This is a genomic window from Cyclonatronum proteinivorum (assembly GCF_003353065.1).
In the GTDB taxonomy this organism is placed as follows: domain Bacteria; phylum Bacteroidota; class Rhodothermia; order Balneolales; family Cyclonatronaceae; genus Cyclonatronum; species Cyclonatronum proteinivorum.
On record NZ_CP027806.1, the window covers coordinates 2,599,787 to 2,616,451 of the forward strand.

The following is a 16,665-nucleotide window of genomic DNA, read 5'->3' on the forward strand; positions in this document are numbered from 1 at the left end:
TATGGATTTCCAGAAACTTACCCAATTCAGCTATGCTCCCTATTCCGGGAAACGGCAGGCTTGTGTTGTAGCCTCGGACACCGGGGCATATTATCCGGGCGTTCGGATTGAAAACATCTCCTTTCCGCTCACCATCGGTCGCATTCAGGCAGCGGTATTTTCCTGTCTTGCGGATCAGGAAACGCCGAAAACGCTCTATCTCCCCGACCAGGCTGATACAGGCGAGCTGCTCTCCTTCTGGCAGTCTGCTTTTGATCTGAAAGTTATTACTGATCCCGATTTTACATTCGAGTCCAAAAGCCTGGCTGTCCCTAAATCCGAAACAGGTCAGAGTATAACCTACAGCTATTTGATAGAGCTGTGCGGGAAAGCGGTCATCCCCAATTCCTCCTTCCCGGTTGCTGCCATGCTTGAAGCGGGCGAATATTTCATGCCGGGTGTTAATATGGAAACATCAGCCTGGGAACTGGGTTTGTGTGCAGAACGGATCGCACTGAGCCGGGCAATTGCAGCCGGATTTAGTCAGCATGAGCTCGGAAAAATGTTTATAGCTGCCCCCAAGGGAGATTATGTAAGTCCTTGCGGGGCCTGCCGGCAGCTGCTAATGGAACACATACCTGCAAAGCCTGTCATTCTTTTTCAAAATGCAACGGAGACGCTGACCATCGCCTCCGATCATCTGATGCCCTATCATTTCGCAACTGACAAACTGGGTTCAACTCCGGATAAGCCCTGATAGCGGCAGCGCTTAGCTACAGCAATTGAAACACTTTGTAAATGACATCAAACCGTAACTGCGATACGCACATTTTCCATGAAATACCTATTCATACTTGATTACGCGCGCCTGGATCAGGGGGCTTTTCTGAAACATTTTGCCCGTTCCCTTGCAGGCTTAAAACTTGAATCTTTTATGATGATTCACGCCGACAGTGCTTATACAACAAGAATCACAGAAACAGGCGTGCTAACCGAAACAGCGCGAATCAGGGCGGTGAAGGAGCTGAATCACCGGCTTACAGCCCTTTTTGCAGATGAAGGCATTCCGCTCATTGCCATCAACGGATATCAGCGCGACACCATCGTGCAGTCCGGTCAGGAGTTAACCCTTAACAGCTCTTACCTGCTTGATTTGGGCAGCAAAACGAATGTGCTCATCTCCAACCTGATTGCTGATGGTGAAGGCAAAACGATACAGCTGCCTTTAGCCAAACTTGCTAAAGCCCTTCATGCACAGCTTCATTTTGAACACATCATCGCTTTTGACGCCAATGACAAGCCCGAGTCCCTGATTATGACCGGTGAAACAGATGAAGCTGCAGAGAATGTGCTTCCTGACGAGCTTAAAGACCATCAGCTGCCGCTTTTACTTATCAGGCCCTCCCAAATGGCCTCGGGAAAAGCCTTTCAAAAAGCCATAAATACAGGAAAACCATAGCGGTCTTTAACGGATACACGGATAAACCAATTAAATTCATGCAGATATAAGAAACTATTGTAAAAAATACGCAACCCCCTTTTTTTGGCTGTGAGGCTTGATTCACGTGAATCATATATTTAGATTCATAAGCACTCAACAATGTTTCTTTCATCATAATTAACGCATAAACGGAGTTTAATAATGAGTCGTTTTCACGAAGTCAAAGCCCTTGTAGATTCACTGGAAGAAGACATGGATAAGTTCTATGACAAGGGGAATAAAACAGCTGGTACCCGTGCACGCAAAACACTTCAGGATCTGAAGAAGCTTGCTCAGGAAATCCGCATTGATATCCAGGATAAGAAAAACGAAGAGTAATTAAGCTACAATTGGTATCTTAGCTTTTCAATCAAGCCACTGCTCAGCACGTGGCTTTTTTTTTGCGTTCAACACCTACCTGATTTAATTCCTATGCGGCTTTTTCTTAGTCTATTTACCCTGTTTTTGGTTTCACTTTCATCATGTACACATAAAGATGAACCAACTAAACTCGTGCTGCTCTCCACAGCCGACGTACACGGACATATCTATCCCTGGAATTATTATGCAGACGAAGCTGACGAAAGACACAGTCTACTGAAGGCGGCGACGCTCATTGATTCCGTGCGCAGTCAACAACCGCATACCCTTGTTTTTGATGCAGGCGACTGGCTTCAGGGCAACCCATTTGCCGAGTACTTTGCCCGCACAGATACCACGCAGCCTTTCGCTTTCATAGGTGTTACGCAGGCCATGAATTTCGACGGTATCGTAGTTGGAAATCATGAATTCAACTTTGGGCTACCCCATCTTCATTACAGAATTTCTGAGTCCGATGTCCCCTTTATGGCTGCAAATGCTGTGGATTACGAAACGGGTGAGCCGGCCTACACGCCGTGGCTGCTTCAAGAAAAAGACGGCTTCAGTATTGGAATCATCGGCCTTACCACCCCGGGCTCTGCAGTATGGGACCGTCCCCGGCTGGAAGGAAGAATCCGGTTTGAGGACGGTGCAAAAACCGCAGCGCGCTATGTAACCAAACTCCAGGAAAAAGGGGCTGAAGTAATTGTGATTGTGATGCACGCAGGCTTTGAAGGTACAACCAGCTATACATCTGATGAGCTTGGAGAAGAGCATTTTGGGCAAACGATCGCTGAAACCGTACCGGGCGTACATGCCATCATTGCTTCCCACACGCACCGCGTTATTGACGACCTCACCTATTTTTCGGAAGCCAACCCGCAGGGTGTCGCCGTCACCCAGCCGGGTCGCTGGGCTTCTCATCTGGGATACACGGAACTGCTCCTTAGCCGCGACAGCGAAGGCAACGCGATTGTTAATTTCGGACTGAACCGCGCCTTGCCGGTTGAAGCCGCCGAACCTCACCCGGAACTCTACGCACGTTACCTGTCGCAGCATGAACGCGTACGGGCACACGTGCAGGCACCCATCGCACGAACCGATTCCGTCTGGACCAGCACCCGTGCACGCCTGGAGGACAGCCCCATCACAGATCTTGTTCAATACGTGCAGCGCAAGGCCACCGGTGCTGATTTATCAGGAAGCGCCATCTTCAATACCGATGCTACTTTTGCCGATGGTGTCATCACGCGGGGAAATCTCGCAAGGCTCTATCCTTTTGAGAATACGCTGTTCAAACTGCGTATTTCCGGAGCTGAACTGCGCGAGTACCTTGAATTTTCAGCACGCTATTTTGCGACCTATGAGGGAGATGGCTCCGAAGCACCCGTATCTTCCGGCGTCACGCCGGGTTTTAACTTCGATGTCGTGTACGGGGCGAGCTACCAGATTGATGTGCGTCAGCCCGCAGGCGACCGCATTCGCAATCTTGAGGTCAACGGACGACCGGTGCAGGATTCCGACCATTTCACCATAGCCCTGAACTCATACAGGGCCGTTGGCGGAGGTGATTTTCACATGATCGCCAATGCAGAGGTCGTAAAGAAGATTGATACCTCTGTACGCCTGCTCATCGAGGCTTATCTGCTTGAAAAGGGCCATATCAATCCGCAGGATGTTGCCCGCAACTATTGGGAGCTTGTTTACTGACCCATCACAGCCATGTCACTTGACCTCACTACGCCCGCTTTATTGTTTCCGGCCATTTCACTGCTCCTGCTGGCCTATACCAACCGTTTCCTTACGATTTCGGGGCTCATCCGAGGGCTGGCTCAAAAGTACCGCGAAAACCCCGATGATGTGATTTACGGACAAATCGTCAATCTTCGCAAAAGGGTTAATCTGATTAAGTCCATGCAGCTCCACGGTGTACTGAGCCTGTTTCTGTGCGTGTTTTGCATGTTTCTGCTGTTTGCCAATTACGTACTGCCCAGCATCTATGTATTTGGGGCGGCACTGCTTTTTCTGCTGTACTCCCTCGCCATTTCCATGCGGGAAATCTATATCTCCGTTGAAGCGCTCAATTTGCAGCTCAGCCTGATTGAAAGTAATCCGGTCATCAAAAAAGAAAAGCCCCAAAAGAAGCAATAGTCGCTTCATTCAGGGCTCAGAAAATTCCGCTGGGTTTAGGTTGCTTTGGCGAAGCCGTTAATCGAGTGATTCTTCGGAGATTTCGTCGTCTCCGCTGCTTACTACAATGTCGTCCTGAATCGGATCATCGTCGTCGTCGTCGTCATCATCGTCAGATACAACAGGTGCGACCGGCTTTTTCTTTTCTTTTTCTTCTACAGCACCGGCGCGTCTGAGATACGCCGCAACCTCCGGATGGTCGTTGTCTATGGCGAGACGTAAGGCTGTTTTCCCGCCCTTGTCTTTAAATCCGACATTTGCACCTTGACGCACAAGATAGGTGCAAACCGCAAAATGCCCTTCCCGCGCGGCAAGCATGATCGCAGTCTGCCCCCATGACTGACGCGCATTAATGTCGGCACCTTCTTTTAGCAAGAGCTTCACCGCTTCCAGCTGACCTTCCCGCGCGGCTATGATGAGCGCAAGCGGTCCGACAACAGCGCCGTTTTCCAGAAGGAACTTCATCATATCGGTATTACCGTTTTCAGCGGCCCGGTTGAGCGCTGTCCCGCCCATTTTGTTGGAAATATTCGGGTCAGCACCGGCCTTAATCAAGGCTTCAACAGCATTCATGTGGTTGTTCTGCGCCGCATAAATAAGCGGTGATGAACCATTCTTAGCCTGCTCATTGATATCCGCACCCTCGCTCAAAATACGCGAAATCCCTTTGAGGTCGCCGGATGCAGCAAAGGAGTGTAGTTCTGGTAGACTCATAAATAAAAATCGTTTGTAGTAGAGGGTGGGTTGAGTGATGTGGTCGATGTGGTGGACGTGGGCTGAAACTACTACCATTTCACTAAAATTCCATACCCTTTCACTAATATTAACCCGCAATTCTACAAAGGATTCTTGCAGCGGAAATGATAGCCCGCATTATTCACCAAGAAATTTTCTTGCTGGCAATGCGAAGCTGAAAACTCAGCGGAGGGGTACCTAAGTACCCTGAGCATGAGTTTTCAGCTTCAACGTAGCCAGCGGGGAAATTTCGCAGCTTTTTATCGCACCCAAATTTGAGTAACCGTAGCTTTTCACTAAGCTTAATTTAAACTAACAGTTAGCCAATAAATTCTTTTCAATTGTGAATAATGTGGGATAGCACCCAAATCCAACTGCGCCCCACTGTGCCGCTATCAGGATAAAGATAATCGCAGATAAATCCGCTTTCGAATAATGCGGTCTGGCCTGCGCTTTGTTTTTTTGCCCTGCTTTATCTTCTTATCTTCTGCCAGCAAATGCAGCCTGTTTTTTCGCAATCATTTGCGGCTTAAGATGACCTGCCTGTTTTGGGCTGAGCGTTGTTTTTGCTTATTGTTTTCCTATTTCATCAAAATTAAATTTATGCGCTATTTCAGTTTGAACGCTGTTTTTTCGGTACTTCTTTTATTGGCTGTCCTCACAGCCTGTCAGTCAGAAGAACCCGTAACCGAAGTAACCCCTGATTTCCCCGAAGGTCTTGTGGTAGAAGATGTTGTTATTGGCGACGGTGAAGTCGTTCAGGCCGATGATATCCTGAGTGTTCATTACACCGGTTTCCTGGAAGACGGTTCTGTATTCGACAGTAGTGAAGGCCGTGATCCCTTCAACTTTCAGCTGGGTGCCGGTCAGGTTATTCCGGGCTGGGACAACGGTCTTGAAGGTATGCGTGTGGGCGGTAAGCGCAATCTTACCATTCCGCCGGACCTTGCTTACGGTGAAGCCGGTGCAGGAGGCGTTATTCCTCCCAATGCAACCATTTCTTTCGAAGTAGAACTGCTTGAAGTATTCCGCATGCCGGAAGCCGTTTGGGAATACGACGAAGCCGATGTGGTAACCACCGAGAGCGGACTGCAGTACGTGATTATTGAAGAAGGAAGCGGCAGTCAGGTCGAAACCAACGACCGTGTTTTTGTTCATTACGACGGCTTTCTTACCGATGGCACCCTGTTCGATTCTTCCGCCATGCGCGGTCAGCCGCTCAGTATTGTGGTTGGTGTAGGCATGGTTATCCGCGGGTGGGATGAAGGTCTTCAGGGCATGCAGGTTGGTGAGAAACGCGTTCTTATCATTCCCGCTGAGCTCGGGTATGGTGATCAGGCAAGAGGCGACCTGATTCCTGCAAATTCTACCCTTGTGTTTAATGTCAATCTTGTTGACAAACAGCCCGGCAGCTAAGACCTCCGTTTAGATTAAAAGGCTGCGTCCCAATGCGGACGCAGCCTTTACATTTCAGCCTGGTGTTTCTCATGCTGCGCTTTCCTGAATTAGAATTCATTATATCACTTTTATTACCCGACGGTTGGACTTATGAGTAGCATTCCCATTAAGCAAATTGACGCCTTCACCAGAAAACCTTTTGCCGGAAACCCGGCTGGCGTTGTAACCCGCGCTGATCAGCTGTCGGCAACTGACATGCAGCGGATTGCCAATGAAATGGCTGTTTCTGAAACAGCTTTTGTTCTCAAACCTGAAAGTGAAAGCTGTGATTTACGCCTGCGCTGGTTCACACCTTCGCGGGAAGTTGACCTTTGCGGACACGCTACCATTGCCGCTTTTCACGCACTTGCCGAAGAAGGACTGTACGGCCTAAGTGTAGATGAACCCCAAAGTTTCCGGGTCGAGACACGCTCGGGTATTCTCACGGTTGATGTCGAGTGGAAAGACATGCAGCCGTACATCAAAATGGGGCTGCCTGTTCCTAAATTCTTTCCCTTTCCGGACGACTACTCCCTGCTGTGCGCAGCTATCGGCATTTCGGAAATTGAGCTCAGCAAAAAAGTTAAGCCGCAAATCACGCAGGATGGCTACTGCTTCATCCCCCTTGCTTCCTACGAAAGCCTCAAAACCATTGAGCCCAACCTAATGCTCATGCGCAAAATCAACGAACGCCACGACATCACCGGTTTCGCGGTCGTCACAACGGATACCGGGGATTACGACATCGACTGGCACATGCGGTTTTTTGCGCCCACCCTTGGCGTTCAGGAAGATCCGGTCACCGGTTCCGCAAACGGACCTATGGCGGTATTTTTGTGGCACAACAACATGGTTGACCGCAGCAAAAAGTTTTTTTCCTTTAAAGGATATCAGGGATATCTGCTGAACCGGCCGGGTCACGTCACTGTCAATATGGCGGTAAAAGACGGCGAAGTAAACCTGCTGCAAATTGCAGGTCAGGCCGTAACCGTACTCGAAGGTTCCATTCGTACACACCTGAATATATCGGAGAAGCTGTAAAGCGGCAGACCTTCGACAGCTTTCAGGATTCAACATCATTGTTCCCTTTCAAACTGTTGCCCTTTTGCGGTTCAGCATAAAACCGTACTCTTCAATTCATGGGGAGTAAAACAGCGGCTTGAGTTTAGAGAATGATGTGCTTCGGTGTGAGTCTCACCCCGCGTCAAAGAATATTACCTAATCCGCCACGAGAACTTACCCAATTTGATAAAGCTTTTAAGCTGAACCGGTTTCATTGCTTTATTCCGGCTTGATCCGCAAAATTAACCCGCATTATTCACCAAGAAATTTTCTTGCTGGCAAGGCGAAGCTGAAAACTCAGCGGAAGGGTACCTAAGTACCCTGAGCATGAGTTTTCAGCTTCAACGTAGCCAGCGGGGAAATTTCGCAGCGCGGGAATCGCTTCGCTCGGTACGCAGTGTATATGCTTCACTCAAATTTGGGCTTCCGTTGTTTTTCACTAACCCAAATTTAAAACAACTCTTGGCAAATAAATTCTGTTTAATCGTGAATAATGCGGGTTAAAAAAAGTCCGCGCCGACGGTTAAAACCAGTCAGCGCGGACTTTTTTTTGAAGCTATAAATTGCGTCGGGCGTTTAGTTTTTGGAAGGCTTCATCATCCCAAAAAACTGTTTCAGCTGATCCCGGGGGGCAGCCTGCGTGATAAAGTTGAACTGACCAGATTTGAGTCGCTCACCGCCATCAATGGTCACACACTCACCGGTGATGTAGCCTGCAAGGTCGGAAATCAGGAAACAGGCAAGATTGGCGAGCTCTTCATGCTTGCCGTAGCGGCCTGCCGGAATTTGCTTCAGGTAGGCCTTTTCCATTTTCGGATCAGGCATCAGCCGCGTCCAGGCGCCCTCTGTTGGGAAGGGACCCGGCGCAATGCTGTTGACCCGAATGCCGTAGGTTGCCCACTCGTAAGCAAGCGTGTTGGTCATGGCGTACACACCGGCCTTGGCACAGGCCGATGGCAACACAAAAGCCGAACCGGTTTCTGTGTAAGTCGTCACGATGTTCAGAATGCTGCCCTCTTTTTTGGCATCAATCAGACGTTTGCCAAACTGTTGCGTGCAGTTAAAGGTGCCGTTCAGCACAATATCCACCACAGCACGAAACGCATTCGGACTCAGGTCTTCGGAAGCCGAAAGAAAATTTCCTGCGGCATTGTTAACGAGCACGTCACAGCCGCCATAGCTTTCCGCAATTTCATCCATCATTGCGCCAACGGCATCGTAATCGCGCACATCAACGGAATAAAAACCGGTTGCTTTGCCGGAAGCTGCCGCTTCATCAATTTCTTTGGCAGCGGCTTCAAGCTTCTCCATGCGTCGGCCACAAATGAGTACCTGCGCCCCAAGGGCTGCGAAGCTTTTACTCATGGCAAGCCCGAGCCCCGAACCGCCACCGGTAACAAGTACCGTTTTGCTACTTAGGGTATCCTCCTTAAACATGCTTACTGCTCCTCGTAAATGCGTTCAATTTCCAGTTTGTACTTATCATGGATTACGCGGCGCTTCGTCTTCATGGTCGGTGTAAGTTCACCGCCATCAATACTAAGCAAGGAGTCAAGCAACGCAAACTTCTTAATCTGCTCCCAAGCCGGTAATTTCTCATTCAGGAGATCCACTTCGGCCTGAATCAGTTTTTCAACGCGTGCAGCATAATCCGGATCATCCTCCGAAACAGCTCCCATTTTTGCTTTGATGGCTTCCGCATTGGGAACAATTAGCGCTGAACAGAACTTGCGGCTTGCACCAAGCACTACGATCTGTTCAATAAGTCCGCTGTTCATTAAGGTATTTTCTACGTGCTGCGGCGCGACATACTTTCCGGTGGAAAGCTTGAAGATATCTTTCTTACGATCGGTAATATACAGGAAGCCCTCCGCATCAATCTTGCCGACATCACCGGTCATGAACCAGCCGTCTTTGTCGATGACTTCCGCTGTAGCCTCCGGATTTTTGTAGTAGCCTTTCATGATGTTCGGTCCGCGGGCAAGAATTTCGCCATCGTCAGCAATTTTCAGCTCAACACAGCGAATGGCGCGACCTGATGATCCTTCCCGAATGCCGCCCGTTGTAGTTACCGTCAGTACCGGTGAAGTCTCCGTAAGCCCGTACCCCTGATGACAGCGGAAACCCAGGGCTGTAAAGAAGTTCATCATGGTAGGTGAAAGCGCGGCGCCACCGCTGATGAAGCCGAGAAGATTACCGCCAAAGCCCGCGCGGATTTTACTAAACACCAGCTTGTCCGCCATCCGCAGCTTAAAGGCCGCGAAACCGGTTGGCGGCGTGTTGATTTTATACGCCTTAGCCTGTTCCATCGCCCACATTCCGATTTTTAACGCAAGCCCTTCACCCGAAGCCACTTTATTCAGAATGCCGGAATAAATTTTTTCAAGAAGCCTTGGTACCGTTGCAAAAAACATCGGCTTCACATGACCAATATCATCCTTGATTTCCTCAACCACTTCGATGTAGTAAATCGGGTAGCCGATATGCATATACAGGTAATTGAGCATGCGCTCAAAAATATGCGAGAGCGGCAAATAGCTGAGAATGCGTCCGCCCCTTTCACCTTCAATATCAAATGGAATCCGCTCAATGGAATACTGCACATTAGACGCAATATTCTGATGGGTAAGCATAACCCCTTTGGGTAAACCTGTGGTACCGGACGTATAAATAAAGGAAGCCAGATCATCGGGCTTCACATCACTTCTGAGTTTCTCAAACAGACCGGGATTTTCCTTTTCAAAGGCTTCCCCTTCCTTCAGCATATCATCGAACATCCGGAAACCTTTTTCCGCTGTGCTAACCAAACAAACTATCTCAAGCCCTTTAACATCCTTATAGTAAGGCTTAAAATTGCTGAAAAGCTTATCCTGCGAAAACATATAAATCTTGGCTTCCGAGTTTTCCAGGATGTATTTAATCTGATCGCCGGGCTGTGTGGTATAAATCGGTACATTGATGGCCCCGATGGAAAGAATTGCGGCATCCGCCAGAATCCATCTGACCGAATTTTCTGAATGAAGGGCAACCCGATCCCCTTTTCGGATTCCCATTTTGTGCAGTGCAAGCGCAAGATGACGCTTCATGCGGTCAAAATCGTCCAAAGTAGTTTGAATCCAGGTACCGTTTCGTTTGGTAGCCCCTATGATTCCGGTGTTATTCTTTTGCCTGCCGGCTTCGGCAATTTCGAATATAGTCTGAGGCTGAAATTCCATAGTGTGCGTCGTTTTGATTAGATTGAGTATTACAGGAAGGATAAAACAAAGTTCAGCATGGATTAGCAAGGCAAAGGTAATGCATTTTAAAATACCAAAGCGAACCGATACAGGTACCGTCCCTTTTCTGAAAAAATGCAGTGCGAAGTCCCTTCCGCAGGATTTATTACACCTAAAACCCTGTTGGTTTGAGACAAGCATTTAGGGTACCTTAGCCCTAAGCACTAACAGTGTTAATATGCTATATTTGCCCGTCCTTTCAAAGCCAAATATGAAGATACAGAACGAATTAAAAGAAATTGTAACCGCTTTTTTCAGTCAAAAAGAGCGAAATATGGGCCATGCACTCGGTATAGAGTTCAACTCCCTGTTTAAAGATGAAGTCCGTGCCACCATGCCGGTTAATGAAAACACCCGTCAGCCTTTCGGCTTGCTGCATGGCGGCGCTTCCGTTGCCCTCGGCGAAACCATTTGCTCGGTAGGCGCATGGCTGAATGTGGATCACCAAACACAGTCGGCTGTAGGTCTTGAAATCAATGCCAATCACCTGCGCGCAGCACGCAGCGGTACAGTCACCGGAGTGGCTAAACCAATTCACCGCGGTACTTCAACCCAAATATGGCAGTATGATGTGTACACCGAATCCGGCAAACATCTGTGTACCGGCCGGTGTACGCTCGCCATCATTTCAAACCGTACCGTGCGAAAAGGCTAAACGACACATCCCTTAAACCCGGTTCGGCTTCTCATTCAAAATCCGGATAAGCCGGCGTCGGGCGACCGGAAACAGTGTCTTCTGAAAATCAAACGCTATCGGACTGTGAAAGGCGTAAGTCGCAGGGTTCGGCAGATCACGGTATTCCCGAATCAGACGGAGTTTTATGCTCGAAGGATCTTCCTGCGCGGCAAGTCCCTGTCCCAGTTTTTTAATGAGCGTAGTCTTCAGCGTACGATAGCGTTCGCGGGCATTTGAAAAGATGGAAAGTTCATAGCGATACAGATTAAGTCCGCCGGTGTCAAAATCGGGCATGAAAAAATAGCCTTCATCCGTGTAGGCGGGCTGAATGCCGACCTGATCGACACTCAGGTTCTCATCCACAAACTCATAAATGCTGATTCCCTCCTGAATGGCCTCATGGATCAGCGGCTGTGCCCATCGGATGAAATCCTTCACAGCGCTAAGATCAAGTTTTTCCGGCAGTACCGACTCAAACGCTATATGCTTTTCAGCCAGATTGATACTCCGGATACGCTTCGGACCGCTGTTATCCAGACTCGTGAAGCCATCCAGAATTTGCTGCAATTGCGCCCGCAGCTCAATAAGGCGGCCTAAATGCGGGTACAACAGGTTCCTCTGAAACGCCTGCCTCATTTTCTGCAAATTGCCGAGAAGTACATACTGCCGCTTCTCATAATCTTCATTCACCTGCGTGAAAAACTCGATAGATAAATCTGCCTGCATGGTATCATCATAGCTAAGTGTTACAAAATAAGCCTGAAATGCAGCGGATACCCGGAAACCCTAACGACCAAAATTCCCTGCACTCCGACCCTAAATCGGTACTTGTCATCAGGAGTGACAAGCACACCGCAGTAATTAAATGCATGCTTTCAAAAATATCAAGTCGGCACCCGTCTTTTACAAACAAAACCGAAGGTCCGATAAAAGCCGCTGTCAGTGACGCGTTTGGCGGTCAACCTCCTTATCTTACAGTCCTTTCCAGCTTTCAGTGGCGCTTCACCTCCACCTAATTTCTTCCGGGTTTGCTTTCAGACAACAAAAAAGATCAGCTTTACAAAGTTTTCACGGATCCCATCCACGGATTTGTGCACGTGCCCAAAGGCCAAACCCTGCGCTTGCTCGATCACCCGTATGTGCAGCGGCTGCGGCGGATACGGCAGCTCGGCCTCGCCTACACCGTGTTTCCCGGTGCGGAGCACTCCCGCTTTTCGCACGCGCTGGGCGCTGTCGGGCTCATGCTCAAAATGCTCACCACCCTACGCGACAAAAACACCACCATCAACAATCAGGAAGTCGAAGGCGTACTTGCCGCCATTTTGCTCCACGATATCGGCCACGGCCCCTTCTCACACACCCTTGAGCACACCCTCATTTCGGACTTCAACCACGAAATGATGACCCTCGCCCTCATGAAACAGCTCAACGCTGAATTCGACGGGGGGCTTGAAACCGCCATACAAATCTTCACCGATCAGCACCCCAAAGCCTTCCTGCACCAGCTCATCTCATCACAGCTCGACGCCGACCGGCTCGACTACATCAAACGCGACAGCTTCTACACCGGCGTACTTGAAGGCTCCATCGGTATCGATCGCATCATCAAAACCCTGCGCGTGCACAACGGCAGCATAGTGATGGAAAAAAAAGGCATTTACGCAGTCGAAAACTACATCATGGCCCGCCGCTTCATGTACATGCAGGTGTACCTCCACAAAACCGTGCTATGCGCAGATATGCTCATCCGCTCCGTCTTCCGCCGCGCCACCGACCTCGTTGAAGAAGGCTATCAGCTGGCCTTCCCCTCCCCGGCCATCCGCTACTTCCTCGAAAAAAAACCAAGTGCCAAAAAAGGCATTTCCCGCGAACTCCTGCAACACTACGTCATGCTCGACGACGCCGACGTGCTCATGTGCCTCAAATTCTGGCAGTACGAAAAAGACCCCATCCTCGCCGACCTCTGCAGCCGCTTCCTCAACCGCCGCTTCTTCCGCGCCACGCCCCTCATCCATAAACCCAGCCCCGAAGACAAACACCGCTACCGCCTCGCCACCTCCAGAGTGCTCCGGGCCAAGCGCCTGCCCTTCGACGAAAAATCAGCCGGATACTACTTCGGCACCACCGAAACCCGCAACGAAGCCTACCGCTTCGAACGCTCCGGCATCTACATCATGGAACAACCCGGCGTAGCCGTCGAATTCTCCAAAGCCGCCGACGCCCGCCACATCGAAGCCCTCAGCACCCCCATCGTAAAACACTACGCCATCCACCTCAAAGAACTCAACTCCTGAAACTAGAGTGGTACCCCAAACCGCCAGTCCCCGCCCCCACAACGGAACCTATCATCCCCGGCCCCTACCCCCTGCAAGCTGCCCCTCAGCAATTCAGGTCTTTTTTATTTTTTGGGAAAACTCCGTGAACATCAGGAGCTCTGTCATAGATTGAAAAACCCCAAAACGAAGATGAATGCGTTGCTTTTTTTCATTGACGACAAAACCGGGCCCCCAAACCAGCCCACGGTTTTGAACAGGATTTGTAAGATTCTCAGGATCAACAAGATGAGCTAAAACCAACTTCAAAAGCCAGAAATAAAACCGAAGCTACCCCATTTACGCCACGAAGCCAAACTCCAATCTGCGAGATCGGTGGCCCCGGGAAAGATGTATTCAACGGCATTATGCCGAAAAATTAAAAAAGCCCAGATGGTGTCGGGCCGGGGTGTGACCACCACAATACCGGAATTCACCTCCTTACGCCACGGAAAAAACGCGCACAGAGATCAGGGCAAAATTATGTACCAAGACCCAACCAAGCCCTGAAAGGGCGACATACCAAAGCCCGGGGTGCCAACCCCGGGAACGCGGCCCATTACAAATGAAGCCCTGAAAGGGCGGCATACCATCGGGAGTGGATTCAGCCTACCATATTCGAACCCCGCACACTCATTACGGATAGAGCCTGTAATTTCCCCGCGAAGCCGCACCCGCACCGCTCCTTCCTTTCACAGCCAATCAGCTTACACTTAAACCCACGAGCTTCGACCACCACTCCCACACCCCGGCCCGCGGGCATCAGGGCGTTGAAATGGTTCAAAAACGATAAAGCCTCATCAACCCTATCACTCTCATATAGGGGCCACCCCTCTCGAGATGGGAATTGCGAAGTCAAGTTTTAATAATACTTTCGCAGCCTTATTTGCATTGTTTTTTTTGGCTTCACAGTCCTGAAACACCACGAAGCCAAACTCCCCTCTGCGAGAGGGCTGGCCCCGGGAAAGATGTAATCAGCGGCATAATGCCGAAAAATATCACAAAATTTAAAAAATCCCAGATGGTGTCGGGTCGGGGTGTGACCGCCGCAATACCGGAATTCACCTCCTTACGCCACCGAAAAAAACACCCCGCAAAGAGATCAGGGCAAAATTTTGTACCAAAACCCAACCCAGCCCTGAAAGGGCGACATACCATCGGGAGTAAATTCAGCCTACCATCTTCGAACCCTGCACACTCATTACGGATAGAGCCCGTAATTTCCCCGCGAAGCCGCACCCGCACCGCTCCTTCCTTTCACAGCCAATCAGCTTACACTGAAACCCACGAGCTTCGACCACCACTCCCACACCCCGGCCCGCGGGCATCAGGGCGTTGAAATGGTTCAAAAACGATAAAGCCTCATCAACCCTATCACTCTCATATAGGGGCCACCCCTCTCGAGAGGGGAATTGGGAAGTGCTGAGATAATAATACTTTCAAGATCAGAATAAAAATAAAAGCAAAAAGCCCGCTCCAAAGAGAACGGGCTTTTTTTAATGCGAAATATAATTATCAAGGTTATTTGATGAGCGTTACACGGCTCGTTTTCATCAGGTCGCCGGACTGTAACCGTATCAGATAAACCCCGCTGGATAATGCAGCAGCATCGAAAGGCACGGTGTAGCTTCCTGCGGGTTTGGCTTCATTCACCAGCACTGCGACTTGTCTGCCAAGCATATCGAAGACTTCAAGACTAACATGTCCGGTTTCTGATATTTCAAATGGAATGTTAGTTGTAGGGTTAAACGGGTTGGGGTAGGCATTACCCAGGGAAATACCTGCAGGAAGCTGATGTTCATCACCGCGTACATCAACATTGGTAAGATCCCATTCGAGCAGCAGGCGTGCTGTATCTATCATCTCACCTGCGAAAGGGTCAAAAGTCGAAAACTGCGCAAGATCAGGTACAAGCGAAGAGCTGTTATACTCAAAAACCTCCGTCCCAATCGGTATCCACTGTTCCTCAAAAATATCATATTCGGAAGCAGTGCCGTAGAGAATCTGTCCGAGCTCATTGAATGCGATTTCTATTCGGGTATCCGGTTGCCAGCCTTCTTCTTCATTAAAAAAGGCTGAAGTATAGATTACAGCGGAATCATAATCTTCCGTTGGCATATCCTCATCAACGCGGAGCATACGAAACTCATCAACCCATGCAGCACCATCCCATACCTGTTCAATAGTACCGGGCATGTCAAGCTGAAGCAGCATAAGCGTTTCGCTGCTGACCATCAGGACTTCGAGCTGCCTTGTGATCATCTCATAGAAGTCAGATGGTGATGTATCGACATAAATAATCCGGTAATCGGGTATGAATTCGTCGCCGTCAAATACGCTGTATGTTTCGAACAAATCTTCGCCATTGTAGGTGAATTCCGAGCGGCCAACGGGTTGCATTTCTGTTCCGTCCGTAACGAATTCTTCGATCTTACTGATATCAGTTCCCTCATAACCCACGAAGATTTCCAGAAAAGGATCCCCAAATTCAGCGATACTAACTTCACTGATAAAGCTTTGGCCGTCAATTTGCGTGTAAGCAAATTCTTCTTTTACCTCTTCTTCCCATCCAATGCTTTCGACCCAGCTGAAATATACATTTTCACGGAGCAAATCATTTTCATATCCGAACGCCTGCTTTTCTTCATCAAACCAATCATTAGAAAAAAAACTTCTTTGTGTGATTATTTCAGAAATACGTCCATTTTCCCAGGTGTAGAGGTTTCTCATAAAATTTTGATAGTCATCCTCACCATCGCGGGGCTCTGCAACATTTAGCTGCAGGCGCGCTTCCGTCAGAAGCGGGTCGTTGTTAAGCAGCCCGGCGCCTGAACTTTGGCCTGGAAACAAATTCACCCAGCGCATAAGCCTTAGATTCGATAGCAAGGCTACATTTCGGAAGTCCTGCGTAATTTCTTCGGGCTCGGACTCAGCAATGTGACCAGCTTCCGAAGCTTGCTTCCCAAACAGAAGCGATGAAGGAGCCATGAGTAATACGGTTGTTAACAAAAAGGATAGGATCGGTTTAAGCATTCTATTTACCTCTGATCGTAGTTTTTGGTTGATGATGTACCTGCCGGTTACAGTTTGCTAAATGCAACATTTAAGGCATAATGGGTATATATTTAACAACAACAGACATGGAATTTCCCATCACAT

The 16,665-nt window shown here is 49.2% G+C and carries 14 protein-coding genes; 9 read left to right on the plus strand and 5 right to left on the minus strand.

The annotated features are described in order from the left end of the window. The first annotated feature begins 1 nt into the window (after position 1). The 5 genes from CYPRO_RS09955 to CYPRO_RS09975 all read left to right on the plus strand — a co-directional run bounded on the left by CYPRO_RS09955 (position 2) and on the right by CYPRO_RS09975 (position 3,970). Positions 2-736, plus strand: a complete 735-nt coding sequence (locus tag CYPRO_RS09955; RefSeq protein ID WP_114984474.1) for a cytidine deaminase family protein — start codon at positions 2-4, stop codon at positions 734-736. 78 nt (positions 737-814) lie between these two features. Continuing rightward, entirely contained in the window at positions 815-1,438 is a 624-nt protein-coding gene (locus CYPRO_RS09960; protein WP_114984475.1) for a hypothetical protein, read from the plus strand. A 183-nt stretch (positions 1,439-1,621) separates the two neighbouring features. Further along, positions 1,622-1,798: a histone H1 gene (locus CYPRO_RS09965; protein ID WP_114984476.1), complete on the plus strand. Its 177-nt coding sequence runs from the start codon at positions 1,622-1,624 to the stop codon at positions 1,796-1,798. Positions 1,799-1,891: 93 nt separating this feature from the next. Beyond that, the gene (locus CYPRO_RS09970) at positions 1,892-3,529 is read left to right on the plus strand and encodes a bifunctional metallophosphatase/5'-nucleotidase (protein ID WP_114984477.1); all 1,638 of its coding nucleotides are present in this window, start codon (positions 1,892-1,894) and stop codon (positions 3,527-3,529) included. A 12-nt stretch (positions 3,530-3,541) separates the two neighbouring features. Then, a complete protein-coding gene (locus CYPRO_RS09975; protein WP_114984478.1) occupies positions 3,542-3,970 on the plus strand; it encodes a DUF2721 domain-containing protein in 429 nt (142 codons plus the stop codon). Between the two features lie 57 nt (positions 3,971-4,027). Here the strand turns inward: CYPRO_RS09975 and CYPRO_RS09980 are convergent, their stop codons facing one another. Beyond that, on the minus strand, positions 4,028-4,723 hold the full coding sequence (locus tag CYPRO_RS09980; RefSeq protein ID WP_114984479.1) for an ankyrin repeat domain-containing protein: 696 nt from the start codon (positions 4,721-4,723) through the stop codon (positions 4,028-4,030). Positions 4,724-5,347: 624 nt separating this feature from the next. On the opposite strand from CYPRO_RS09980, the gene CYPRO_RS09985 reads away from it, so the two are divergent. Together CYPRO_RS09985 and CYPRO_RS09990 are read left to right on the plus strand one after the other, a co-directional pair. Beyond that, the gene (locus tag CYPRO_RS09985) at positions 5,348-6,160 is read left to right on the plus strand and encodes an FKBP-type peptidyl-prolyl cis-trans isomerase (protein ID WP_205730330.1); all 813 of its coding nucleotides are present in this window, start codon (positions 5,348-5,350) and stop codon (positions 6,158-6,160) included. A 132-nt stretch (positions 6,161-6,292) separates the two neighbouring features. Continuing rightward, positions 6,293-7,222: a PhzF family phenazine biosynthesis protein gene (locus tag CYPRO_RS09990; RefSeq protein ID WP_114984480.1), complete on the plus strand. Its 930-nt coding sequence runs from the start codon at positions 6,293-6,295 to the stop codon at positions 7,220-7,222. Positions 7,223-7,819: 597 nt separating this feature from the next. On the opposite strand, the gene CYPRO_RS09995 is transcribed toward CYPRO_RS09990, so the two are convergent. Together CYPRO_RS09995 and CYPRO_RS10000 are read right to left on the minus strand one after the other, a co-directional pair. Then, positions 7,820-8,680 (minus strand): SDR family oxidoreductase, encoded by an 861-nt coding sequence (locus tag CYPRO_RS09995; RefSeq protein ID WP_114984481.1) that lies wholly within the window; start codon positions 8,678-8,680, stop codon positions 7,820-7,822. A gap of 2 nt (positions 8,681-8,682) precedes the next feature. Then, complete coding sequence (locus CYPRO_RS10000; RefSeq protein WP_114984482.1) at positions 8,683-10,458, minus strand: AMP-dependent synthetase/ligase; 1,776 nt, start codon at positions 10,456-10,458, stop codon at positions 8,683-8,685. A 271-nt stretch (positions 10,459-10,729) separates the two neighbouring features. Between CYPRO_RS10000 and CYPRO_RS10005 the strand changes: the two genes are divergently transcribed. Beyond that, positions 10,730-11,173, plus strand: a complete 444-nt coding sequence (locus CYPRO_RS10005; protein WP_114984483.1) for a hotdog fold thioesterase — start codon at positions 10,730-10,732, stop codon at positions 11,171-11,173. Positions 11,174-11,185: 12 nt separating this feature from the next. Here the strand turns inward: CYPRO_RS10005 and CYPRO_RS10010 are convergent, their stop codons facing one another. Then, the gene (locus CYPRO_RS10010; RefSeq protein WP_114984484.1) at positions 11,186-11,920 is read right to left on the minus strand and encodes a hypothetical protein; all 735 of its coding nucleotides are present in this window, start codon (positions 11,918-11,920) and stop codon (positions 11,186-11,188) included. A 302-nt stretch (positions 11,921-12,222) separates the two neighbouring features. On the opposite strand from CYPRO_RS10010, the gene CYPRO_RS10020 reads away from it, so the two are divergent. Next, on the plus strand, positions 12,223-13,488 hold the full coding sequence (locus CYPRO_RS10020) for an HD domain-containing protein (RefSeq protein WP_114984486.1): 1,266 nt from the start codon (positions 12,223-12,225) through the stop codon (positions 13,486-13,488). A gap of 1,539 nt (positions 13,489-15,027) precedes the next feature. On the opposite strand, the gene CYPRO_RS10030 is transcribed toward CYPRO_RS10020, so the two are convergent. Then, positions 15,028-16,494: a T9SS type A sorting domain-containing protein gene (locus CYPRO_RS10030; RefSeq protein ID WP_164682686.1), complete on the minus strand. Its 1,467-nt coding sequence runs from the start codon at positions 16,492-16,494 to the stop codon at positions 15,028-15,030. Positions 16,495-16,665 lie beyond the last annotated feature (171 nt).

What these genes read in the sequence shown, in the direction of transcription:
- CYPRO_RS09955 (WP_114984474.1), top strand. Translation starts at nt 2, where the DNA reads ATGGATTTCCAGAAACTTACCCAATTCAGCTATGCTCCCTATTCCGGG.
- CYPRO_RS09960 (WP_114984475.1), top strand. Translation starts at nt 815, where the DNA reads ATGAAATACCTATTCATACTTGATTACGCGCGCCTGGATCAGGGGGCT.
- CYPRO_RS09965 (WP_114984476.1), top strand. Translation starts at nt 1,622, where the DNA reads ATGAGTCGTTTTCACGAAGTCAAAGCCCTTGTAGATTCACTGGAAGAA.
- CYPRO_RS09970 (WP_114984477.1), top strand. Translation starts at nt 1,892, where the DNA reads ATGCGGCTTTTTCTTAGTCTATTTACCCTGTTTTTGGTTTCACTTTCA.
- CYPRO_RS09975 (WP_114984478.1), top strand. Translation starts at nt 3,542, where the DNA reads ATGTCACTTGACCTCACTACGCCCGCTTTATTGTTTCCGGCCATTTCA.
- CYPRO_RS09980 (WP_114984479.1), bottom strand. Translation starts at nt 4,723, where the DNA reads ATGAGTCTACCAGAACTACACTCCTTTGCTGCATCCGGCGACCTCAAA.
- CYPRO_RS09985 (WP_205730330.1), top strand. Translation starts at nt 5,348, where the DNA reads ATGCGCTATTTCAGTTTGAACGCTGTTTTTTCGGTACTTCTTTTATTG.
- CYPRO_RS09990 (WP_114984480.1), top strand. Translation starts at nt 6,293, where the DNA reads ATGAGTAGCATTCCCATTAAGCAAATTGACGCCTTCACCAGAAAACCT.
- CYPRO_RS09995 (WP_114984481.1), bottom strand. Translation starts at nt 8,680, where the DNA reads ATGTTTAAGGAGGATACCCTAAGTAGCAAAACGGTACTTGTTACCGGT.
- CYPRO_RS10000 (WP_114984482.1), bottom strand. Translation starts at nt 10,458, where the DNA reads ATGGAATTTCAGCCTCAGACTATATTCGAAATTGCCGAAGCCGGCAGG.
- CYPRO_RS10005 (WP_114984483.1), top strand. Translation starts at nt 10,730, where the DNA reads ATGAAGATACAGAACGAATTAAAAGAAATTGTAACCGCTTTTTTCAGT.
- CYPRO_RS10010 (WP_114984484.1), bottom strand. Translation starts at nt 11,920, where the DNA reads ATGCAGGCAGATTTATCTATCGAGTTTTTCACGCAGGTGAATGAAGAT.
- CYPRO_RS10030 (WP_164682686.1), bottom strand. Translation starts at nt 16,494, where the DNA reads ATGGCTCCTTCATCGCTTCTGTTTGGGAAGCAAGCTTCGGAAGCTGGT.